General features: G+C 62.7%; 20 protein-coding genes and 1 pseudogene. 11 read left to right on the top strand and 10 right to left on the bottom strand.

Features of this window, described 5'->3' with window-relative positions; translation table 11 throughout:
• Positions 1-132 precede the first annotated feature (132 nt).
• The 3 genes from OKA05_RS16280 (at position 133) to OKA05_RS16270 (ending at position 4,342) form a co-directional block, all read left to right on the top strand.
• Positions 133-3,321 (top strand): efflux RND transporter permease subunit, encoded by a 3,189-nt coding sequence (locus OKA05_RS16280; RefSeq protein ID WP_264488233.1) that lies wholly within the window; start codon positions 133-135, stop codon positions 3,319-3,321.
• A gap of 77 nt (positions 3,322-3,398) precedes the next feature.
• Positions 3,399-4,019 (top strand): hypothetical protein, encoded by a 621-nt coding sequence (locus OKA05_RS16275; RefSeq protein WP_264488232.1) that lies wholly within the window; start codon positions 3,399-3,401, stop codon positions 4,017-4,019.
• An 8-nt stretch (positions 4,020-4,027) separates the two neighbouring features.
• A complete protein-coding gene (locus OKA05_RS16270) occupies positions 4,028-4,342 on the top strand; it encodes a DUF3379 domain-containing protein (RefSeq protein WP_264488231.1) in 315 nt (104 codons plus the stop codon).
• Positions 4,343-4,361: 19 nt separating this feature from the next.
• Here OKA05_RS16270 and OKA05_RS16265 read toward each other — a convergent pair whose 3' ends face one another.
• Positions 4,362-4,544, bottom strand: coding sequence for a hypothetical protein (locus OKA05_RS16265; RefSeq protein WP_264488230.1), 183 nt, complete (start codon positions 4,542-4,544; stop codon positions 4,362-4,364).
• 200 nt (positions 4,545-4,744) lie between these two features.
• Here OKA05_RS16265 and OKA05_RS16260 point away from each other — a divergent pair, with 200 nt between their 5' ends.
• The gene (locus OKA05_RS16260) at positions 4,745-5,683 is read left to right on the top strand and encodes a DUF6268 family outer membrane beta-barrel protein (RefSeq protein ID WP_264488229.1); all 939 of its coding nucleotides are present in this window, start codon (positions 4,745-4,747) and stop codon (positions 5,681-5,683) included.
• Positions 5,684-5,687: 4 nt separating this feature from the next.
• Here the strand turns inward: OKA05_RS16260 and OKA05_RS16255 are convergent, their stop codons facing one another.
• Both OKA05_RS16255 and OKA05_RS16250 read right to left on the bottom strand, forming a co-directional pair.
• A complete protein-coding gene (locus OKA05_RS16255) occupies positions 5,688-6,263 on the bottom strand; it encodes an SET domain-containing protein (protein WP_264488228.1) in 576 nt (191 codons plus the stop codon).
• The gene (locus OKA05_RS16250; protein ID WP_264488227.1) at positions 6,260-6,886 is read right to left on the bottom strand and encodes a hypothetical protein; all 627 of its coding nucleotides are present in this window, start codon (positions 6,884-6,886) and stop codon (positions 6,260-6,262) included. Before OKA05_RS16250 ends, OKA05_RS16255 begins: the two co-directional genes overlap by 4 nt.
• Before the next feature lie 149 nt (positions 6,887-7,035).
• On the opposite strand from OKA05_RS16250, the gene OKA05_RS16245 reads away from it, so the two are divergent.
• Positions 7,036-7,938 carry a ParB/RepB/Spo0J family partition protein gene (locus tag OKA05_RS16245; RefSeq protein ID WP_264488226.1) on the top strand — a complete coding sequence of 301 codons (903 nt, stop codon included), beginning with the start codon at positions 7,036-7,038 and terminating at the stop codon, positions 7,936-7,938.
• Between the two features lie 47 nt (positions 7,939-7,985).
• Positions 7,986-8,990, top strand: coding sequence for a M28 family peptidase (locus OKA05_RS16240; protein ID WP_264488225.1), 1,005 nt, complete (start codon positions 7,986-7,988; stop codon positions 8,988-8,990).
• A 179-nt stretch (positions 8,991-9,169) separates the two neighbouring features.
• Here the strand turns inward: OKA05_RS16240 and OKA05_RS16235 are convergent, their stop codons facing one another.
• The 7 genes from OKA05_RS16235 to OKA05_RS16205 form a co-directional block, all read right to left on the bottom strand.
• A complete protein-coding gene (locus tag OKA05_RS16235; RefSeq protein ID WP_264488224.1) occupies positions 9,170-9,460 on the bottom strand; it encodes a hypothetical protein in 291 nt (96 codons plus the stop codon).
• A gap of 217 nt (positions 9,461-9,677) precedes the next feature.
• A complete protein-coding gene (gene ybeY / locus OKA05_RS16230; RefSeq protein ID WP_264488223.1) occupies positions 9,678-10,133 on the bottom strand; it encodes an rRNA maturation RNase YbeY in 456 nt (151 codons plus the stop codon).
• 5 nt (positions 10,134-10,138) lie between these two features.
• Positions 10,139-11,782, bottom strand: coding sequence for an HD family phosphohydrolase (locus tag OKA05_RS16225; RefSeq protein WP_264488222.1), 1,644 nt, complete (start codon positions 11,780-11,782; stop codon positions 10,139-10,141).
• 237 nt (positions 11,783-12,019) lie between these two features.
• Positions 12,020-12,988, bottom strand: coding sequence for a PhoH family protein (locus OKA05_RS16220; protein ID WP_264488221.1), 969 nt, complete (start codon positions 12,986-12,988; stop codon positions 12,020-12,022).
• A 108-nt stretch (positions 12,989-13,096) separates the two neighbouring features.
• Positions 13,097-13,495, bottom strand: a complete 399-nt coding sequence (locus OKA05_RS16215; RefSeq protein WP_264488220.1) for a hypothetical protein — start codon at positions 13,493-13,495, stop codon at positions 13,097-13,099.
• A gap of 155 nt (positions 13,496-13,650) precedes the next feature.
• Positions 13,651-14,004: a DUF5615 family PIN-like protein gene (locus OKA05_RS16210; RefSeq protein ID WP_264488219.1), complete on the bottom strand. Its 354-nt coding sequence runs from the start codon at positions 14,002-14,004 to the stop codon at positions 13,651-13,653.
• A complete protein-coding gene (locus OKA05_RS16205) occupies positions 14,001-14,249 on the bottom strand; it encodes a DUF433 domain-containing protein (RefSeq protein ID WP_264488218.1) in 249 nt (82 codons plus the stop codon). The genes OKA05_RS16210 and OKA05_RS16205 overlap by 4 nt, the downstream gene beginning before the upstream one ends.
• Before the next feature lie 238 nt (positions 14,250-14,487).
• Here OKA05_RS16205 and OKA05_RS16200 point away from each other — a divergent pair.
• The 5 genes and pseudogenes from OKA05_RS16200 to OKA05_RS16180 form a co-directional block, all read left to right on the top strand.
• A pseudogene (locus OKA05_RS16200) lies at positions 14,488-15,156 on the top strand (ABC transporter ATP-binding protein); the annotation flags it as partial.
• 150 nt (positions 15,157-15,306) lie between these two features.
• Positions 15,307-16,038, top strand: a complete 732-nt coding sequence (locus tag OKA05_RS16195) for an ABC transporter permease (protein ID WP_264488216.1) — start codon at positions 15,307-15,309, stop codon at positions 16,036-16,038.
• Positions 16,039-16,066: 28 nt separating this feature from the next.
• Complete coding sequence (locus tag OKA05_RS16190; protein WP_264488215.1) at positions 16,067-18,001, top strand: Gldg family protein; 1,935 nt, start codon at positions 16,067-16,069, stop codon at positions 17,999-18,001.
• Positions 18,002-18,031: 30 nt separating this feature from the next.
• Positions 18,032-19,462: a DUF4340 domain-containing protein gene (locus OKA05_RS16185; protein ID WP_264488214.1), complete on the top strand. Its 1,431-nt coding sequence runs from the start codon at positions 18,032-18,034 to the stop codon at positions 19,460-19,462.
• A gap of 282 nt (positions 19,463-19,744) precedes the next feature.
• Positions 19,745-21,532, top strand: coding sequence for a DUF7453 family protein (locus OKA05_RS16180; protein WP_264488213.1), 1,788 nt, complete (start codon positions 19,745-19,747; stop codon positions 21,530-21,532).
• Positions 21,533-21,549 lie beyond the last annotated feature (17 nt).

The following is a 21,549-nucleotide window of genomic DNA, read 5'->3' as shown; positions in this document are numbered from 1 at the left end:
GGGGAGAGAGGGGTGAACGGCGCGAGGCTACACACCGGCCCGCCGGTGTAAAGCAAGCTCCACGCTGGATTGCGGCGACTTGTCCGTCAGCCATGCTAGACGGGACCGGGTCGCCCGCGTATCGACTCTTTCATGATTCGCTGGTTCGCCCGCAACGACCTCGCCGCCAATCTGGTGATGATCGCCATTCTGGTGATCGGCACGTGGGTCGGATTGAAAAAAGTCCCGCTGGAAGTCCAGCCCACGCTGCGCTTCGACGAGGTGCGGGTGAACGTGGAATACCGCGGCGGCAGCCCGGAGGACGTGGAAAGGAGCGTCATCATCCCGATCGAGAGCTCGCTGGAAGGCCTCTCAGGCATCAAGGAACTGCAATCGCGCGCCTCCTCCGGCAGCGGCGAAGTCCGCCTGCGGCTGGAAAAGGGCATCGACCCCGACAAGGTCCGCGACGAGGTGGAGACCCGGGTCGCGGCGATCACCAGCTTTCCGCAGGAAATCGAGCCTCCACGGATCCAGGTCCCGGACACCGGCAAATGGTTCGACGTCATCAAGATCGCGATCACTGGCGAGATGGATCACGAGGACTTGGTCCGGGCGACCCGCCGGGTGCGGGACGACCTCATCGAAATGCCCGGCATTTCCCAAGTCGCCATCCAAGGCGAAACCCGGCCGGAAATCTCGATCGAGGCCGATCTCGGCCGACTGCGCGACTTCGACCTCGGCTTTTCCGATCTCACCGAGGCCGTCCGCCGTTCTTCGGTGGACCTGCCCGCCGGCCAGATCCAGACCGACGAAGGCAACCTGACCATCCGCTCGAAGGGTCAGGCGTATGAGAAGCAGCAGTTCGAGGACATCGTCCTGCGAAATGCCCAGGGAGCCGAGGTGATGCTACGCGACGTCGCCCGGGTCAGCGACGGCTACGAGGAGAACCGCAAGCTCCTCCGCTTCAATGGCCACCCTGCCCTGCTCGTGGAAGCCCTGCGGCTGAACCAGGAGAACGCCCTCGATATCGCGGCCAAGGTGAAGGACTACGTCGCGAACCAACGGCAGCGCTTCCCCGAGGGCATCGAGCTCTTCCTGTGGGATGACAGCTCGGTCGAACTCGAAGGCAGCCTCGGCAACCTCTTCAACAATCTGGTCCAAGGCGGCTTCCTGGTGATCTTGGTGCTCGGCCTGTTCCTGCGGCCCTCGATCGCCTTCTGGGTCGCGGCCGGCATCCCGATCTCCTTCGCGGGTGGCCTAATCCTGATGCCGTGGCTCGGCCTGAGCCTGAACACGATGACGCTCTTCGGCTTCATCATCGCGATGGGCATCAATGTCGATGACGCCATCATCACCTCGGAGAACGTCTATTCGAAGCTGAAGGCCGGCATGGATCCGCTGGAAGCCACGGTCACCGGCACCCAGGAGATCGCCCTGCCGGTCACCTTCGGCGCGCTGACCACTATCGCCGCCTTCATGCCGCTGATGTTCATCGATGGCTTCTACGGGAACTTCTCCCGCATGATCCCGCCGATCGTCGCGTCAGTGCTGCTGTTCTCGCTGATCGAATCCAAGATCGTCCTGCCGAGCCACCTGAAGAACATCAAGACCGGCCGCACCAAGTTCAACGTCTTCTCCCGCGCCCAGAAGAACATCGCGGATGGATTGGAGAACATGATCGAGCGCTACTTCCGTCCCGCGCTGATCTTCGTCACCCGCCACCGCCACGCCACGCTGGCCGTCTTCCTCGCGATCGCGCTGTGCTCGATCGGCGTGATGCGCAGCGGACGGCTCGGCTTCCAGAACATGCCGGCGCTGGATAAGAACCGCGTCATCGGCCAGATCACAATGCCGCGCGACACGCCGCTGGCGATCACCGACGAGCGCGTGCACTACATGGCGGAGAAGGCGGAGCAGTTGAAGAAGGAGTTTGTCGATCCCGGCAACGGCCAATCGCTGATCACCGACGTCCTTACCAGCAGCGGCGGCTGGGCCGGTTGGCCCGGTTTCGATGCGCGCCAGGGCTTCGTCACCCTGTCGATCCTCGATCCCAGCCAACGCAGCGTACCGGGACCGAAGAACAGCGAGATCGCCAAGCGCTGGACCGCGCTGGTCGGCGAGATTCCCGACGCCCAGTCGATCTGGATCGCCGGCGACCGCGGCGACGGCTTCCGCGGCGGCGATGACGATCTGGAATCGCTCGAAGTCGAACTGCGCGGCCCGGCTTCCGAACTGCGAGACAATCTCGCCGAGGAAATCGAAGGGATCCTCGAATCGTACGCCGGCATCCAGGATGCGGCGGCCGATGCAGGTCGCAGCCAGAACGAACTCCACCTCACCATCCGCCCCGAAGGCATGGCGCTCGGCCTGACCCAGGCGGAGATCGCCCGCCAGGTCCGCTCCGCCTTTTACGGCGAGCAAGCCCAGCGCGTGCAACGCGGTCGCGATGACGTGCGCGTGATGGTGCGCCTGCCACTCGACCAACGCCAATCGCTCCACACGCTCGAGCAGATGCGCATCCGCACTCCGGATGGCGGCAACGCACCCTTCCACAGCGTGGTCGATGCCCGCTTCGTACCCGCCCGCTCCGACATCCGCCGCATCAATCGCGCGCAGGTCGTTTCCATCAATGCCAAGCCGGTCGATGACACCATCGATGTCGTGGCGATCTCCCGCGACCTCGCGCCACGCCTCGATGCCCTGGTCAAGCCCCACCCCGAGCTTTCCTGGAACTACGACGGCTATGTCGCCGAGCACGAGGAAACGAACCAACGTCTCTGGGAAGTCGGCATCGGCTTGTTCATCGCGATCTACGCATTGCTCGCGGTGCCATTCCGCTCGCTGACCCAGCCCTTCCTCGTGATGCTGGCGGTGCCCTTCGGCGTCATCGGCGCGCTGGCCGGCCACATGATCCGCGACATCACGCCGTCCTACCTTTCGGTCTTCGGCATGCTCGCCCTCGCCGGCGTGGTGATCAATGACTCGATCGTCATGGTGGATTTCATCAACCAGCGTCGTGCCCAAGGGGGCAAGCTGTTCGACGCCGTGATCGATGCCGGCACGCGGCGCTTCCGCGCCATCATGCTCACCTCGCTGACCAGCTTCGCCGGCTTGCTGCCACTGATCTTCGATACCTCCCAGCAGTCCCAGATGCTGGTGCCGATGGCCGTCTCGCTCGGCTTCGGCCTGCTTTTCGCCGCCACCATCACGCTGTTCCTGGTACCCTCCGCCTTTTTGGTCATGGAGGAGCTCATGGGCAGATGGAAAGCCTTCGGATCGTGGTACATGCGCCCGTTCCGGCGCGGCGAGCCTGCTGCCGCGGAGGAGCCGGTTACTCAATAGTTCCTGATTATTTTTCTGGCCGGCGAAATCCGCTGATAGTAGAAAATCCTCGCTGTCCCGCATCCCGCCCACAGGCAATGCCACCCGCCACCGAGCACACCCACCATCTCAAAATCCGCAGCACCCAGCTTGAAATGAACCCCGGCGCTCCCGCCGGAGCCCGGCAGGGTGAAGATGTTGAAGGAAAACTCCGGGCCGCCCAAGTGCAGCTCGAGCAGCTTCAGCAGCAACGTGAGGATCTTGAGCGACAGCGCCAGGAAGTTGAAACGCTCAACTCCCGCAAGCGCGAGTTGATCTCGGCCCAGACCGAACTGACCGAGCGCCTTTCGTCCACGCTGCAACGTATCGAGCGCGAACTCTACGAGCTCAAGGACCACACCTCGGACTTGGAGCAAGCCCGCGCCTGCTTCGCTGCCCATCTGTCCAAGCTGGAGAAGATCAATCCCGATGGCTGGACCCGCGAGAACCTCGCCGCCAGCCTCGAGCGTGCAATGGCCATCGTCGATCACGCCGATGACGAATTCTCGCAGGCCGCCGAGCACTACTCGCGCTCGCGCAGCAGCAATCTTTTCAATGGATCCAAGGCCCGTCGCGTGGTTTCCGGCGACTTCGCCCGGCAATTCCGCAACGGCCTCGCCTTCAACCTTCCCGTGATCGTGCTGGGCAGCCTCGCCCTCATCGTATATCTGCTGAAATGAGCCTCGCCATGTCCCGGACCCCCGCCGATCTGCCCGATCTCAAATCCCTTGAGGACCAGCAGCGCGCCCTGGAAGCACAGATTCAAAGCATCCGCGCCGAACCGGAGAAGATCCTCCGCGAGGCGGAGGAGCAGGCGGCCACCATCCCCCCGCCGGACGATCTCGCCGACCGTCGCCGCCAGCGCGTCTTCGAGGAGACAGTCTCCCGCCGCCAGATCCGCAACGAGCGCCGCACCCAGGGCCGCAGCCTGCTGCTCTTGTTCCTGCTGCTCGCCGCCACCGCCGCCCTCGCGGCATGGGTGGTGAAGTTGTTCGTCGCGTAAAGGCACCACTGACCCCGGTCTACCGGAGATTCCGGTATTTGACCCAAGTAACGATCCAGAGCACCACAGACAGCGGGGCGAGCGCGATTACCGTCAGGAGTGGCAAGAAGGTGATCATGAACGTGAATTCGTTGATCTCCCGCCACTGGACATAAATGAAAGCTGCTGACGCACCCGCGATCAACGAACATATCGTGGCCATGGCGCGCCACGCGGCTGCACTTGTCCGAAGCTTCGCAGCCGATGGAGGCCCTGGTTTCCGGTAATCCCCTGTCGGTAAAGCCTCCTTCGCCATAGATCCCATCCTTCGCGAATAGTTGGCCACAGGTCAATTAGACAGCTCTCGCCGGAAGTACGTTTTCCTCACTAGCCAACCAAGCTGTCTGCGGCTAGACATCGGCAATGTTCAATAACATCCGTCGCCGCCTCGCCGTCCTCCCCCTGCTGTCTACCGCAGCCTTCGCCGGCGATCCTGCCACCCCTGCTGCAATCATCACCCCGTCGGCTAGCGGCTTCGACCTCACGAAGTTCATCAATGCCGCCGAGGTGAATTACGTCGGCAGCTTTGACATGGATTTCGACAACTCGGTCGGCAACCTCGATACCCACGCCTTCCAAGCCTCGGCCTTCCTTTCCAAGCCGATCCAATTCGCCGGCGACTGGCAGTTCATCCCGCAGTTCTCCTATGAGGCGATGCTGATGAGCACGAACGGGCCGATCCCTTCACTGATTCTGCGCGATGAGGACCTGCACGAGCTCGAGTTCTCGTTCTACTTCGTCCGCATGAAGGACACCTCGCCGTGGGTCTACACCGCGTGGCTCAATCCTTCGCTCGCCACCGACTTTCAGGGCGTCAATGGACACGACATCTTCGTCGATGCCGCCGGCGCGGTCGGCTACCAAGTCAATGACCACCTGCTCCTCGGCGCGGGCGTCGCGGGACTCAATCTCACCGGCGACATCAACATCGTCGGTGGCCCCGGCTTTGCCTGGCAGCCGAACGACCAGACCCTGATCGCACTTTACGGCCCGAACTTCAAGGCATCCTACGACGTCTCGCCGAAGTGGCGCGTGGGCTTCGAAGTCCGCCCCAACGGCGGCATCTGGAACATCGATACCGCCATCGGTGATGCCAACATCGACTACTCGAACTACCGCGCCGGCCTCACCAGCTCGCACAATATCGCCGGCGACCTGTGGCTCAGCTACGGCGCAGGCATGACCTTCGGCGGCGAAATCAACGTGACCACCATGGAAGGCTCCAAGCCCTTCCAGAACCAGCTCGATGATCTCGAGAGCGGCCTCTACGGCTTCGTCGGCCTGGACCTGAAAAGCTGGTAAGCTATCAGCCCTTCTTCGCGGCGAGGATCTCCTTCAACTGCGGCCACTGCTCCCGGCTGACGATGTAGCCGACGCAGCCTTTCCGGCCGCAGAGACAAGGATGATCCTCGTAGCAGGAAACATCGAAGGCGTAGTCGAAGGTCAGCTCCTCGCCTTCCTTCACATTGCGCAGCGCGTGGATGAAGATGCGCTTGCCATCGATCCACGCCTCGCAATTCGGCTCACAGGAGTGATTGATGAGGCGCGCCGTATTCCACGGCACGTTGCCGTCGATGTCCAGGTGATCGGTCAGCGTGAAGATATACACTGCGGCATCGCCGGTGGCCTGCGCCTTGGCATGCTGAGCCCACGCGCGGCGCTCGCTCTCATCCTTGTCGATCAGCTCGCCGACATACTCGATGATCTTTTCACCCGAGGGTATGGCGCGGGTCGCATAGACGCCACGACCGTGGATCGCGGAATCCCGCACCTCGCACGATTGGCTTAGCCCGCGCGCCCAGAGGGCTTTGAGCTTCTTGTACAATGCGGCTTCCTCCTGGAGCTTCTTCGATTTCTTGCCCATGTGTCTGGTGGTCGTCACTTCCCGTCGACTTGCTTCCTCGAGATCGGTGGCAATTGCATGTTCTCCGGCAGCGTGCCGAAGAGCCGTCGCAAGTCCGCAACGGTCAGGCTGGCACCATCGATGAAGGTCCAGTCGTTTTTGCCCTTGTCCGAGACCGCGGCTTGGAAACCTGTGCTCTGGATCACCACGAACTTCGGCACGCCACCCTTCTCCGCCGGCTTGGCAATGCGGAACTCGGTGACGGTCGGGATAAGCACCAGCCACTTCTTGTGGATCAGCTTTTCGACCTTCTTGCCGTTCTCCTCGACCACTTCCTTGCCCATCTGCACCTCATAGGATGACGGCACTCCCTTTGGCTTGAAGGAAATCAACTGGACGCCTTGCTGGGCCATCATCCGGGGCACTGCGGCGAGCTGGGCTTCCAGCTTGTCCATGCCGCCCGCTTCCTTCGCGGCACGTTCCTTCCACTCGGGATACATGCGGTCGATCGCGATCTGCTGCTTGCCCAGCACGACTTGCTCGCCCAGCACCTTGACCGACGCCACGGCAGCGTCCGTCACGTCCACGGGAGCCGCCGCCTGCGCGTGGCCGCGCATCACCGGCAACAGGCATATCAGGGCTGAAAAGAAAAAGGCGCGCATCGCGCCGCATGGATGCCCCGCGATTCCCGCGGCGTCAAGTGCGCCAGATTGCCGCCCTCCATTGGTTTTCCATGGAATTTTAAAAACCTTATTCCCAATCCCGGAATCCGCTTTGCTTCGACCCTCCCCTTTGCCAACCTCCGCGCCCCATGTCGAAACCGGCTCTCGGAAAAGGCCTCGGTGCCCTGATTCGCAAACAAACCGGCGCTCCTGCCCAGGAAGCATCAGCCGGTAATGATGGCCAAGGCCGCGCCCGCGAAGTTCCGATCGACAAGGTCGTTCCGAGCCCGCTCCAGCCGCGCACCACTTTCATCGAGACGCCGCTCGACGAACTCGTCGAATCGATCCGCCAGCACGGCATCATCCAGCCGCTCATCGTTCGTCTCGTTAACGGCAACTACGAGCTCATCGCCGGTGAACGCCGCTGGCGTGCCTCGAAGAAGCTCGGCCTCGCCACGGTCCCCATCATCGAGCGTGAAGCGTCTGACCGCGACGTGCTGGAAATGGCGCTCATCGAGAACCTCCAGCGCGAGGATCTCAACGCCATCGAAGAAGCCTCCGGCTACGTGCGCCTCGCCAAGGAATTCGCGATGAAGCAGGACGAGATCGCCGCCCGTGTCGGCAAGTCCCGCGCCAGCGTCGCGAATGCAATGCGCCTGCTCGACCTCCATCCGGACGTCCAGCTCCTCGTCGCCCAAGGCCGCATCAGCGTGGGCCATGGCAAGGCCATCCTCTCGATCAAGGACAAGGACGCCCAGCTCCTCGCCTCCGACCAGATTCTCAAGAAGGGCCTCAACGTCCGCGCCGCGGAGAAGCTCGCCCAGGGCTTCGATCCCGCCGGTGGCATTGACGAAGGCAAGCCGAAGGGAGCCGCCTCCACCCCGGCCGCGCCTGATGCCCACTTCCGCGCGCTGCAGAACAAGTTGCGCGACCGCTTCGCCACCCATGTGGCCATTCATCAGGGCGCGAAGAAGGGCAAGATCGAGCTCGAGTACTACGGCGACGACGATCTTCAGCGCCTGCTCGACCTGCTGGGCATCGACGATCTCTGATCGTTCGCCCTCGACGTTCGAAGTTCGAAGTTCGCTTTTTGCCTCTCGTGAAACGGCGCACCATTCTGCCCATCTACCTGTTGGTTCTCCTCCTGATTGCCGCGGCGATCGTGTTGAAGAGCAAAGCCCAGAAAACCACCGGCGAAGAACCCGCCAAGCCTGCGGTTCAGGCCAAATTCGAAATCGTCGGGAACCGCGTCAAGTTCCTGCCGATCCACAAGGATCTCGCCGGCCGGTTCACGGGAGCCAAGGCGTTCGAGCACGTTGCAGCCCTCAGCAAGCTGGGGCCCCGCCCACCTGCGAGCGCCGGATATCAATCGGCTCTCGCTTACTTGGAAAAGGAGTTCAAGGCCGCGGGCTGGATCACCGCCCGGCAAAAATTCACCGCCCGCACTCCCACGGGTGAAATCGCCTTCACCAATTTGCTCGCTCGATTCCGCGATCCGGTGACCCCATGGGCGAGTTCCACTCCGGTCCTGATCGGAGGACACCTCGACAGCAAGCGGATGGCCAACTTTTCATTCGTCGGTGCCAACGACGGCGGATCGTCCACCGGTGTCATCCTCGAACTGGCGCAGGTACTGGCCACCGATCCCGAATCCGCCGCCAAGGTGGAGTTCGTCCTGTTCGATGGCGAGGAAGCCCTCGGCGAGAGCATCACTCCCACCGACGGGCTCTATGGCAGCAAGCACTTCGCCCGTGGCCTGATGACCCGCGAGACCCGCCCATCGCTAGGCATCGTGCTCGACCTCGTCGGCGACGACGACCACGACTTCTACTACAATCCCGAAACCCCGCGGTCCTTTGCGACCGCCGTGGAAAATGCCGCCCGGGAATCCGGATTGAACAAGCTCCGCCGCTCGCAGGGTGCGATCATCGACGACCACATCCCGCTCCAGGAAGCCGGCCTGCCCTGCCTCCATCTCATCGGCGACTTCATGAACATGCCCTACTGGCACAAGCCGGGCGACACGATGGACGTCATCGATGCCGACGCGCTGAAGAAAACCGGACGGACGACGTTGCGGTTTCTTTCGTCGTTAGCTCCCTGATGTTCTTTCGTAGCAGAACGGCTGCGCCGTTCTGGCTGTGGGCGGCCCCCCTCAAATTGAAGCCGTCGCCCCACCACTTCGCTACGACAGCAAGTGCTCCTGCCGGAGGTGATTGAAATTCGTGACCGGCAAGCCCGTCCGGGCCGCTTCCAAAAGATTGGTATCGACCAGCACCTTGCTCATGCCGGCACTCCGACGTCCCGGTTCTTCACAGAAAGCACGGAGCCATCGCGATCCTGGATTGTGACGGTCTTGTAGGTTCGTCTCGGCCCACCGAGCGTCGTCCCGCCGAGTGCAGCGAAAGCATTTTTCTCGTAGTCCCATGCCCGTGAGAACCCGACCGTGACATGCCAGCATCCCGAGCTTTCTTCGAAGTCCACCTCCTCCAGCCCGACATTGGTGATCTTTTCCTGATCGAAAAGCTCCAACACGTAGCCGATGGCAACCTTCACTGCCTCCTTGACCGTCATGCGAACAACCTAACCACCTAGGCGCATAAGGGCAAGCCACCCTTGAGAGCGAATTCGAGTCGCGATCCTCAAACTGGGAACGCGGAATTCATTCCGCCCGAATGGTCGGACGATCGGGCCTGTGCAGCGGAATGAATTCCGCGGTCCCATCAAATCACCTCGCGAAGCGACACTTCGATTGGTGATTGGAGGATTGATGATTGGTGATTTCCCCCAGTCACCCCTCCACCATCGGCCACAGCCGCGTCACCAGCGGCTCTTGCGCGGCTTCCATGCGCTGACGGTCTGCGGGCTCCTCGTCCTCATGACCAGCCAGATGCAGCAGGCCGTGGACGATGTAGCGGAATAGCTCGCGCAGCGGTGGCTCGCCGTTCTCCGCGGCTTGGCGGAAGGCAACTTCCACGCCGATGACGATCTCGCCGTGGTGGAAGGTGATCACATCGGTCTCGCCTTCGATCCCCATGAATTGCTCATGCACCCGCGCACTGGTTTCGTCGTCCACCAGCGCGACTTCCACGCACTCGTGCTCCGGCAGCGGCGCGTTTTGGGTGACGAGATGGCTGGCCAGGATCTCCTTCGCCGCAAGCGACCCGCCCTTTTCCAGCGCGGTCAGCCACGCCTCCGGGATCTCGGTGCGCACTTGGTTGTTACCGACAATGAGTTCCGGGCACATGGCTATCAGGAAGCGGCGCGTTGTTGCGGCGAGTCGGTGGCCGGCGGCGCAGGCACCGGCTTGATCGGCTGGGTCTTCGACCCGTTGCCCTGCCGCCTTTCGAGATCGGACTTGCGGCCCAAAGTACTACGTTCGTCGTCCTTCGGGTAGTCGATGCGGGTGTGGAGCATGCTCCGTAGCGTCGCGCAGAAGCTGTCCTTCGCCTTGGCCAGGTCGCGCATGGAGAGCGCGCATTCGTCGAGCTGGCCATCGCAGACGCGGCCGTTGACGAGATCCTCGACCATCGTGCGGATCTTCGCCGGGGTCGGCTTCTTCAGCGAGCGGGACGCGCTCTCAATGATATCTGCCAGCGAAACGATCCCGCTCTCCCGCGTGCGTGGCCGCGGGCCGGGGTAGCGGAAGTTCTTCTCGTCGATCTTCGGCAGGTCCTCCGGATTCTCGAGGCCCTTCTCCACCTTCTCCAGCTCGGCCTTCTTCTGCTCTTGGGCGCGGCGGTGGAAGTAGCTGACCAGCGAGTCGCCGTGATGCTCCTGGATGATGTCGATGACCCGCGGGTTGAGCTTGTGCTTCACCGCGAGGTCGACGCCATCCTTCACGTGGGCGGTAATGATCAGCGCGCTCATCGTCGGCGTCAGCGCATTGTGGGGATTCTCCACGCCCTCGGCCTGGTTCTCGATGAAGTACTCCGGTTTACTGAGCTTCCCGATGTCGTGGTAGTAGGCGCAGACGCGGCACATCGCAGCATTCGCCCCCACCGATTCGGCGGCAGCCTCGGCCAAGGAGGCGACCACCAGGCTGTGGTGGAAGGTGCCCGGAGCTTCGAGTTGCAGGCGGCGCAGCAGCTTGTGGTTCAGGTCGCTCAGCTCCAGCCAGGAAATGTCCGTGGTGAGCTGGAAGGCCCCCTCCAGCACCGGCAGCAGGCCGCTGACCAGCAGCGCGATCAGGATGCCCATGCCGAGCGCGGCGAGCGAACTCCAGCCAGCTTGCTTGAGGCCTTCCATTTGGTCACTCATCCCCGGCATCAGATCGATGCGCTCGAACAGGATGCACAGCAGCAGCGAGGCGACACCGGCATACACGCCCGCCCGCAGGAGCTGGACGCGCTTGCGGACGCGACAAGAGGCCTGCACTGCGACCAGCCCGCAGACCAGGCTGACTGCGAGGTAGATCAGCACGTCATTCTTCGGCATCACCAGCGAACCGAGCAGGGCGGCATAGACGGTGGAAAAGGTGCCGATTCCCCGGCCCAGCAGCACCGCGTGGATCATCGGCGTGAGCGCGAAGGGGATGAGCAGGAATTTCATCTGCCCGCTCATCTCATTGGCATCCACCATCAGGGAAACGCCACGGACCAGCAGCAGGTGGCCCGCGAGCCCGCCAAGGATGAGGATCACCCGCCCGTTGCGGCTGGAGGCCGTCTCGTGGTTCGTGTGCAGCACCACCACCGCGGTCAGCGCGATGACCCCGGCGAACAGGGCACCCCTCAGCGGGTCATCGGCGAAATTCGAGTCCGAGGCCGCCCGCAGCACGGTGACCGCCACCCCGACGATGAAGATCAGGTACAGCGCCATCCGCACCCAGACACTGCGGTCCAGGGTGAGCGCGACCAAATTCTCCGCGTGGATCCGGCGTTTGCGACCGGACGACATGCCGCGACGCGCCAGGCGCCAGCGTTTGAAAGCATCAATGAATCCCACGGTGAAGGCAACAGGGGTTGCTTGGATCGCGGCCAGCGGAGGTTTACCGCCGCGGGCGGGGCAGACGGTTAGAGGATTCGGACCCCCTTTGCAATGCGCAAATACCGTAGGGCGGGAGTGGCCGGGCAGAAGCACCAAGCGCCCGCAAAGCCGCCGACACGATCGGTCTTTCGTTTAAATGTGAATGACTTACGGCATCGACGAGCGGTGGGCATCGTAGGCCTCGATGATCCGGCCGACGACCGGGTGTCGGACCACGTCCGCCCCCGTAAAGCGCACGAAATCAATGCCCTCGATCCCGGCCAACGCCCGCTCCGCCTCGAACAGGCCGGACGGCACATGGGGCTTCAGGTCGACCTGCGAACCGTCCCCCGTTACCACCATCCGCGACTCCTCGCCGAGTCGGGTCAGCGCCATGAACATCTGCTCGCGGGTGGTATTCTGGGCCTCGTCCAGGATGACAAACGAGCGGGCTAGCGTCCGGCCGCGCATGAAGGCCAGCGGTGCGATCTCGATCGTCCCGTCCGCCAGATAGCGCTCGCCTTCTTCGTGGCCGATCATGTCGTGGATCGCGTCGTAGAGCGGCCGCAGGTAGGGGGCCACTTTTTCGCGCAGGTCACCGGGCAGGAACCCGAGAGCCTCCCCCGCCTCGACCGCCGGGCGGGTCAGCACCACCCGCTGGACGCGCTTCGCCTTGAGCATCGACAGCCCCATGGCCATAGCCAGGTAGGTCTTGCCGGTGCCGGCGGGCCCGAGGCCGAAAACCACGTCATTCTTGTCGATGGCCTTCAGGTAGTCGAACTGGCGCGGGGTTTTCGGCACCACCGGCTTGCGCCCGCGCAGGCCGAGCAGACGGACCCCGGAAAGTTCCGACACTGATCCCCCCCCCTGCGCCGTCAAATCGACCGCCAGCCGGAAATCTCGGCCCGCGATTTCAGAGCCATGCCGCCGCGCCTGCTCCAGGTCTGAGAACGCCGCCGCCGCCTGTTTCACCCCCTCCTCCGGCCCCGTGAAAACGATCCAGCCGTCCCGCGTCACCGACCGCACGCCCAGCTTCTCCTCGAGGTAATGCAGTTCCTTGGCGTCGTTCGCAAACAACGAGTTCAGGAATGCCGCGGTCTCATACTCCAGCTTGATCTCCGTCTCCGGGTCACTCATTGAATCTAACTAACCACCTCGATCCGCCGGGGTCAGGTGGAAAATCCGCGACAACTTGCAGGCCGCCGGAGTGACCGCGTGCCGGAGCCGGTCAGCGAGGCATTCAACCTAGAAATTGTCTTTAACCCATAGGAAAACGCGGTCCGCCCTGCGGTCGTGGACGGCGAAGTAGTTCAGGCCGTCCGGTCCTCTCTCGGGCGAGAAGTGCTGGGACGCGTACGCCTCCATGTCGGGCTGCCGGGACTTGGGCCAATACCAAGGGCCGAGTCTCCAGAACTGATGCGGAATATCCTCCATCGCATGGAGTCTCAGATCCCTGACGACCCGGGCAGGATCGCTGCCATTGAGATCCATCCTGACGAGGAATTCTTGATCGAGGTCTAAAAATCCACCGAGGGACCGATTGTAGTGATCCGCGTTTTCGGCCCCCTGGATGCCATCGACCTGATATAGCGGAGCATCGCGGATGGCCGGGAAGTCGAAGAAAATGGAGATGCCCGCGATCATGGCCACGAGCAACGAAACCCGCAGCATCCTCTTCAAACGCGGGGGCCGACGGGCCGCGGACTTGCGCTCCAGCTTGGTCTCCGACTCCGGGGCGCTCATCAACTCTGAATAACCATTTCCGCCAAGCCGGGTCAGGTGAAAAATCCGCGACGAGACTACACCACGATGGAAATCCGCTGCTGATCCAACTCCACCAGCGAGCACTCTTCCAGCGCTGCGACGATCGACGGCAAGTGCGTCGCAAACATTTCCTTCGTCGCCCGCACACCGAGGTTTCCCGTTCGCACCAGCACCAGCTTCCACGGGCGGCCGTGCAGCAGATGCGAATGAAAGAAGTCCGTATCCTTCGACACTACCACCCGCCGCTCCTCCGCGGATACCTGGTTTAGAATCCCGTCCCTCGCCGCGTTCTGCTCCGGCAGGTCCAGCGTGAGGATCGCGTCGTGGCCCGCCTCGCGAAAAACCGTCCGCAGGCCCGGGGGCAAATGAGCATCGATCAAAAACCTCATGCCACCGCCAGGTGCCGGGTCCGCAATTTCAGGGATTCCGTCGCGAATTGCAGGCAAGCGAGCAGGTCTTCCCGTTCCAGATCGGGAAACTCATCCAGCACCTCTTCCATGCTATCGCCGCCGGCCAGATATTCCAGCAGCGACTCCACCGGGTAACGCAGTCCGCGCACCACCGGCTTGCCGTGGCAGACTTCTGGGTCGATCACGATCCGGCCTAGAAGGGACGGTGACTCTTGGCTGATCATGTCCTCAGGCTATCGCGTTTCCCGCAATCGGGCAATGCTCCGGTTCATAGAGGCGCAGGCTTCAGGCAAATCGCCGGGCAACTCCGGAATTCGGGCGCGCAGGTCCGCCGGAACGGCTCTCATCCCCCGCTGACACTCCTTTTCCCTTGCCATGACATGCCCCAGCCATTTTTTCAGACGCACGTCGCGACCTGCGTCGCTCCGCGAAGCGTCCACCAGAGACCCTACCCTGACTCCCATGATCGAAGTCGAGAATCTGTCCAAACAGTTCGGCAAAAAGACCGCCGTCGATCACCTTTCGTTTTCCGTCCGGAAAGGCGAAGTGCTCGGTTTCCTCGGCCCCAATGGCGCCGGCAAGTCCACCACCATGCGCATGGTCACCGGTTTCCTGCCGCCTTCCTCGGGCGATGCGAAAATCTGCGGCCATTCCATCGTCGACCAGCCGAACGAGGCGAAAAAGAAAGTCGGTTACCTGCCGGAATCCGCTCCGCTCTATAACGACATGACCGTCACTGGCTTCCTCCGGTTCTGCGCCGATGTGCGCGGGCTGAGAGGGAACACCAAAAAGGACGCAGTCGAGCGGGCGATCGAGACCTGCTTCCTGCAAAGCGTGGCCTTCCAAGCGATCGACACGCTGTCAAAGGGTTACCGCCACCGCACCTGCCTCGCCCAAGCGCTGCTCCATGACCCGGAGGTGCTGATCCTGGACGAGCCGACCGACGGTCTGGACCCGAACCAGAAGCACGAGGTCCGCCAGCTCATCAAGCGGCTCGGCGAAACCAAGGCGATCCTGTTTTCCACACACATCCTGGAAGAAGTGGAGGCCTCCTGCACCCGCGCGGTCATCGTCGATCGTGGCCGGATCGTGGAAGACGGCACGCCAGCGGAGCTGATTGCCAAGGGCAAAGGCTCGCTGACGGATTTGTTCCGAAAGGTCACCACACTGGATACCGCGGCCTGATCGGCTGGATATTAGGAGATTATTAAATTCAGGGAATTGAGGATCTAGAGACCTCAATCGCCAATATCCCAATCACCCAATTCCTTTCCCCACAAAATGAACACCTGGACCATCTTCAAGCGCGAGCTTTCCAGCTACTTCACCCAACCGACAGCTTACGCGATTATCGTCGTGTTCCTGCTGCTCTCGCTGGGTTTCACCTTCACCTTCGGGAACTTCATGCGCGTGGGCGATGCCTCGCTGGAGTACTCGTTCTTCTTCTGGCACCCGTGGATCTTCATGGTGCTGGTGCCGGCCGTCGGCATGAAATTGTGGTCGGATGAGCAGCGCACCGGCACCATCGAGCTGCTGGGCACGTTCCCGATCTCCGTTTGGAGCGCGATCTTTGGCAAGTACCTCGCTTCCTGCGTGGTGTGGTTCACCGCGCTGCTGCTGACCTTCCCGATCGTGATCACGGTCAATTGGCTCGGCGACCCGGACAACGGCGTCATCTTCGCCGGCTATCTGGGCAGCTTCCTGGTCTGCTGCACCTTCCTGGCGGTCACCATGCTGGCCTCCGCCTGCACCCGCGACCAAGTGGTCTGCCTCATCATCGCCGTGGTCATCTGCGTGACGATGGTGCTGAGCGGCTACGACGACTTCGTCCGCGAGGTCGGCAAGGCCACTTCCAACAACGTCGCCAGCGCCCTGAGTTCGCTGGGCGTGTGGGATCACTTCCGCTCGCTGAGCCGCGGATCCTTCCGCCTCCAGGATGCGGTCTGGTTCCTCACCATCATCTTCGCCTCGCTGCTGGGCACCAGCGCGATCCTTTCCGCCAAGCGCGCCTGAAACCCATCACCCATTCCGATTCCGATTCATGAGCACGCAAGCAAAGACCGTCCACCCGATGGCGCGCGCGATTCTCGCGATCACCGCCCTCGGCGTCATCGTCGTCTCGGCCAACCTGTTGATCTCCTCGCTGGGAGCCGGCCACAAGAATGCCGACTTCACCGAGGACAAGGTGCATACCCTTTCCGAAGGCACCCGCGGCATCCTCAAGGAGCTCGGCGCCCCGGTCACCATCCGCTACTACGCGACCCGTAGTTCGGACTACATGCCGGAGGACCTGAAGCTCCACATGCGCCGCGTGGACGACCTGCTGGCCGAATACCAGAACCTCTCCGGCGGCAAGCTGCGGGTGGAGGAACTGGATCCCCAGCCCGACACCGATGCCGAGGACGCCGCCAATCTCGACGGCATCCGCGGCCAGCGCTTCGAGGACCAGAACCTCTACTTCGGCCTGGCCGTCTCGTGCATCGACCGCACGGCGACGATTCCCTTCATCGATCCAACCCAGGAGACCATGCTGGAGTATGAGATCTCCAAGGCGATCTCCGAGGTCTCCCGCGCCGACAAGCCGGTCATCGGCCTGATGTCCGGCCTGCCGATCGCCGGCAACCAGAACCCGATGATGATGATGCAGGGCCAGCAGGGCACCCCGCCGTGGGTGTTCTACTCGCAGCTCGCACAGTCCTACGAGGTGAAGGACCTGACGATGACCCCGGAGAAAATCGATCCGGCGATCGACGTGCTGCTGGTATTCCACCCGGCGGCCATCACGCCCGAGGCGGAGTTCGCAATCGACCAGTACCTGCTGCAGGGCGGCACGGTGGTTGCATGCATCGACCCTTACTCGGTGGCCGCACAGATGAGTGGCGGCGGCAATCCGATGATGGGTGGCGGCCCGCCGACGGCCTCGACGCTGCCGACGCTGCTCGGTGCCTGGGGAGTCGGGATGAACACCCAAGTGGTCGGTGACCAGAACTACCAGACCACGATGAACGGCAGCCGCCCGGGCTTGGCGGTGCTGACAGTGCCGAAGGAAGGCATGCCGCAGAAGGACAACGTGATCACCCGCGACCTCAATAGCCTGGTCTTTTTCCTGGCCGGCGGCCTGAGCAAGACCGGCGGAGCCGGCGTGGCGATCAACTCGCTGGTGAAGTCCTCGGACAAGGCCGGCCTTGTCGATGCCATGAAGGCATCCCAGCTCGACCCCAACCTGGCACGCACCATCAAGGAAGCGAAACCCTATGACCTGGTGATGCACCTCAAGGGCAACTTCAAGTCCGCCTTCCCGAAGGGCAAGCCGGGCGAAGAGGCCAAGCCTGAAGAGAAGAAAGACGAATCGAAGGAAGGCGAGAAGAAGAAGGAGGAGGAAAAGAAGGACGAAAAGCCGGCCGCTCTCACCGAGGCGACCAAGGAAGGCAATGTCTTCCTGATTTCCGACATCGATGTCTTTTTCGACCAGTTCGCCTACCGCGTGCAGCGCTTCGGCGGCATGCAGATGGCGCAGCCGATCAATGGCAACTCGTCGCTCCTGTTCAACATCGTCGACCAGGCAGCCTCGTCCACGCACCTGATCGGTGCCCGCAGCCGCGCGGCGATCGCCCGCCCTTTCACCAAGATCAAGGACCTCGAGTCCGAGTTCACCCGCAAGTCCGGCGAGAAGATCGACGAAAAGCAGAAGGAACTCGATAAGGTCAGCGAGGAGATCAACACGCTGGTCCAACAACGCGCCCAAGGTGACCGCGTCTTCATGGACTCCGACTTGGAAGCGAAGATCCGCGAGGGTCGCGCCAAGCAGGTCAGCGCCCGCAAGGAACTCCGTGAAATGGAGAAGGACCTCAAGCGCGAGAAGGATAAGATCTCGGGCAAGGCCACCCTCTACAACGTCGCCTTCATGCCGCTGACGGTCATCCTGATCGGGCTGGGCCTGTTCGTGAAACGCCGCACTGCCACCCGCGCCCGCTAATCCCCTTACCTACCTTTACCCACTCCAGCCATGAACAAACGCCAAGTCGTTGTCCTCTGGATCGTCGCCATCGTGCTTGCCGCCGCCGCGTTCTTCACGCGCTCGGGCAACTCGAAGGGCGCCGAGAGCAAGACCGAACGCAGCCGCGGACAGACCGTGCTCGCCGACTTCCCCGCCGATCAGGTGGCGAAGATCAAGGTGAGCTCCGGTGAAAACACCACCACGCTGGTCCGCAAGGACGGCAAGTGGACCATCGAAGAGCGCGAGGGCTACCCGGCCAAGACCACCTCGGTGAACGATTTCCTCCGCTCGTTGGCAGAGGTGAAAGTCACCGAGGGCGTGGAAGCCGCTCCGTCGTATGCCCCTCGCTTCGGCATGGATCCCGGTGCTTCCAAGCCGGAGGATCGCGGCACCGAAGTCGTGCTGTCGAATGACGCCGGCACCGAACTCGCCCACATCACGCTGGGCAAGAACCTGCAAGCCGCCGGTGATGATCCGATGGCCTCGATGATGGGCGGCGGCGGCGGGTCAACCGGCCGCTTCGTCCGCAACCATGCCGACGAGACTGGCGTCTACAAGGTGAGCGAGATGTTCTCCGCCCTGACCCCGGAGCCGAAGAGCTGGTTGAATGACGAATTCCTCAAGGTCGAGAAGATCAAGAGCGTCACCGTCAGCCCGGCGGCCCAGCCGGACAAGGTCGACTGGAAGGTCACCCGCGCCGACGAGAATGGCGAGTTCACGCTCGATGGCGCCCAGGCGGGCGAGACGCTCGATACCACCGCCGCCAGCACGCTCAAGAGCTTGTTCTCCTACGCCCGCTTCGAGGACGTGGTGTCGGCGGACAAGGCCAGCGACATGGGCAAGGCGCTCGAGATGCGCACGGTGAAGATCGAGACCTTCGAGGGCTTCGTCTACAACATCACCCTCACTCCCATCGAGGCCGAGAAGCCGAAGGAGGCCGACCCGAACGCCGCGCCGCCGGAGGAAAACTACCTGATGACCGTGGATGTGGAAGGCACCCTGCCCACCGAGCGCAAGAAGGAGGAGAAGGAGTCCGCGGAAGACGCCAAGGCAAAGGACAAGGCCTTCGCCGATCGCAAGACGGAACTGGAGAAGCGCTTGGCCGCCGAAAAGGCGATGAACGGGAAGACCTTCCAGGTGACGAAGTACACCGTCGATGCCTTGCTCAAGCCGCGTGCCGAGCTCATCAAGAAGCCGGAAGCTCCCGCCGCGAACAACGCGGCGCCATCCGGCCTTCCCCCTGGTTTCCCTCCCGGCGGCGGCGTCGCGACCCCGCCGATCCAGGTTCCGCCCAGACCGGCTCGCAAGCCGGTGGAAGCGGTGACTCCGCCGATCGCCATCCCGCCGCTCGAAGAGGGCGAGGAGATGCCGAAGGAAAACAAACCGGCAGAGGAGAAGCCAGCCGAGGACAAGCCGGCGGAGGAGAAGAAAGAGCAATAACTTCCACTTCCAAAACGAAAAGGGCGGCCGCGAGGCCGCCCTTTTTCGTGCCGTCCGCCACGATCGCGGGAGGCCCGGAGGGCCGCCCGGAGCGGGAAGCAACCGGGACCACGGCTCGTGGCTGGAAGTCGCGATCTTGCCATCCATTCCGCGACGAGTGGACAAGCCGTGATATGTGGGCTATGCCATTAGCTGATCGCCCAGTTCCGATTTCCCCCGCCATGGGCTCGGATCAAGGTCCGGCTCTCCCTCCCCTTCCCCTCCAACCCTTCCCCTCCTCCCATGAAATTTACCGCCCTGTCCCTGTGCGTCCAGGCCCTCCCCTTCCTTGTCGCGGCCCTGCCCGGCACCTCCTCAGCGGCCACCGTTGTGATCGCGATCTATGGCCAATCGGTGCCCGGAGGCAACGGCACCTACACCTTCGTCGAAGTCCCCTCGATCAGCAATTCCGGGCAGGTCGCCTTCAGATCGGTTCTCGGCAGCACCAGCGGCGGCGCCGACGACAACCTCGTCATCATGCGCGGCAACAGCGGCACCGAAGCGGTCCAACTCGTGCGCAAAGGACAGGCTTCTCCGGACGGCAATGGCGTCTTCTCCACCTTCAGGGATCCCGCATTGAACAATCACGACGTGGCCGTCTTCCTGATCTATTTGTCCGGAACCACGGGCGGCACCAGCGACGATTCCGGGATCTTCAAAAGCAACGGCGTCGCGGCTCCCATCCCCATCGTCCGTGAGGGCCAGCCTGCCCCGGACGCGGTCGGCGTCTTTTCGTTCTTCGGCGAATACTACGTGATGAACGATGCCGGTCAGGCGGCATTCAATGGGTCCATCAACCTGAACAACGGCGGGGGCCTGCTCGATCAGGATGGCATCTTCCGCGGCGACGGCGTGACCGGCCCGGTCCAGATCGCGCGCCGGGGACAGGCGACCCCTACAGGCAACGGCACCTACGCGTTTTTCGATGAGATTGCCCTGAACGAGTCAGGCCAAGTGGCCTTCTGGTCCAGTCTCACCGGAACCACCGGCGGCGGCAATGACAACGAGGGCGTGTTTCGCGGCGACGGTGCCGCACCCACGGTCACGATCGCCCGCGAAGGTCAGGCTGTGCCCGCTGGAAACGGCGAATTCTTCCTCTTCAACAGCCCGGTCATGAACGATGCGGGACAGGTCGCCTTCTTCGCCAATCTCCGCAACACCAGCGGCGGGGATAACGACAACCTGGGCATCTTCCGCGGCGACGGGGCTACCGGACCCGTCACCATCGCGCGGAGGGGCGAGGCGGTGCCCGGAGGGTCGGGCACCTTCTGGATGTTCGGCCGTGAAACCATCAATCAGGCAGGCGTGGTCGCGGTCACCGTCGATATCAATTTGAACAACGGCGAAGGTCCATACGATGAAGAAGGAATCATCCTCGGTGACGGAACTCCGGGAGGGATCACCATGGTGGCCCGTACCGGACAGGCGGTGCCCGGGGGCAATGGCACCCTTTACACGTTCACCAACCCCGCCCTGAACAATGCCGGCCAATTGGCATTCCGCGCCTCCATCCTGAAACCCGGCGGCGGCTCCGAGTTCGGCCTCTTTTTCTTTGATCCCTTAGAAGGCCTTTTCCTGATCTGTCGCGCGGGAGCACCCTTCCTCGGCAGCACGGTTGATACGTTCAATTTCTTCAATTCCGGAGGATACCCCACCGACGGCAGGACCGGTCTGAACGAGTCGGGTGAGGTCGCCTTTGAATTCGTGCTCGATAACGGCAAAGAGGGCATCGCCCGCTGGTCCACCGCACCCGGTCCGGTCATTCCCCTGCAGATCACCGACTTCCAGATGGAGCCCCCTCCGCCATGGGATCCCTTTGGCTACGCTCAAGTCATCCTCCAGTGGAAGACTTCCAGCAATGCCACGAGCTTCAACGTCCGTTACTCCGACGACCTTAGCTTGCCGACCAGCGAGTGGCCGCTCATGGGCGCACCGGTCCCCCGGGAGGAACCGGTCACCACTTTCGAAACCGGCATCCCCGCCTTCTTCCTCCCTCCGAAATTGTTCTTCGTGGTGGAAGAAGTGGAATGAGACCAGGGTCAGTTCGC

Source organism: Luteolibacter arcticus (genome assembly GCF_025950235.1).
Taxonomy (GTDB): Bacteria; Verrucomicrobiota; Verrucomicrobiia; order Verrucomicrobiales; family Akkermansiaceae; genus Haloferula; species Haloferula arctica.
Note: the sequence above shows the minus strand (reverse complement) of the source record. Positions and strands in the feature narration are given on the sequence as shown.

Coding starts and splice junctions, on each gene's coding strand:
- OKA05_RS16210 (WP_264488219.1), bottom strand. CDS start 14,004: ATGAGGTTTTTGATCGATGCTCATTTGCCCCCGGGCCTGCGGACGGTT.
- OKA05_RS16280 (WP_264488233.1), top strand. CDS start 133: ATGATTCGCTGGTTCGCCCGCAACGACCTCGCCGCCAATCTGGTGATG.
- OKA05_RS16275 (WP_264488232.1), top strand. CDS start 3,399: ATGCCACCCGCCACCGAGCACACCCACCATCTCAAAATCCGCAGCACC.
- OKA05_RS16215 (WP_264488220.1), bottom strand. CDS start 13,495: ATGATCGCGGGCATCTCCATTTTCTTCGACTTCCCGGCCATCCGCGAT.
- OKA05_RS16205 (WP_264488218.1), bottom strand. CDS start 14,249: ATGATCAGCCAAGAGTCACCGTCCCTTCTAGGCCGGATCGTGATCGAC.
- OKA05_RS16250 (WP_264488227.1), bottom strand. CDS start 6,886: ATGCGCGCCTTTTTCTTTTCAGCCCTGATATGCCTGTTGCCGGTGATG.
- OKA05_RS16270 (WP_264488231.1), top strand. CDS start 4,028: ATGTCCCGGACCCCCGCCGATCTGCCCGATCTCAAATCCCTTGAGGAC.
- OKA05_RS16220 (WP_264488221.1), bottom strand. CDS start 12,988: ATGAGTGACCCGGAGACGGAGATCAAGCTGGAGTATGAGACCGCGGCA.
- OKA05_RS16265 (WP_264488230.1), bottom strand. CDS start 4,544: ATGGCCACGATATGTTCGTTGATCGCGGGTGCGTCAGCAGCTTTCATT.
- OKA05_RS16235 (WP_264488224.1), bottom strand. CDS start 9,460: ATGACGGTCAAGGAGGCAGTGAAGGTTGCCATCGGCTACGTGTTGGAG.
- OKA05_RS16190 (WP_264488215.1), top strand. CDS start 16,067: ATGAGCACGCAAGCAAAGACCGTCCACCCGATGGCGCGCGCGATTCTC.
- OKA05_RS16260 (WP_264488229.1), top strand. CDS start 4,745: ATGTTCAATAACATCCGTCGCCGCCTCGCCGTCCTCCCCCTGCTGTCT.
- ybeY (WP_264488223.1), bottom strand. CDS start 10,133: ATGTGCCCGGAACTCATTGTCGGTAACAACCAAGTGCGCACCGAGATC.
- OKA05_RS16180 (WP_264488213.1), top strand. CDS start 19,745: ATGAAATTTACCGCCCTGTCCCTGTGCGTCCAGGCCCTCCCCTTCCTT.
- OKA05_RS16195 (WP_264488216.1), top strand. CDS start 15,307: ATGAACACCTGGACCATCTTCAAGCGCGAGCTTTCCAGCTACTTCACC.
- OKA05_RS16185 (WP_264488214.1), top strand. CDS start 18,032: ATGAACAAACGCCAAGTCGTTGTCCTCTGGATCGTCGCCATCGTGCTT.
- OKA05_RS16245 (WP_264488226.1), top strand. CDS start 7,036: ATGTCGAAACCGGCTCTCGGAAAAGGCCTCGGTGCCCTGATTCGCAAA.
- OKA05_RS16225 (WP_264488222.1), bottom strand. CDS start 11,782: ATGTCGTCCGGTCGCAAACGCCGGATCCACGCGGAGAATTTGGTCGCG.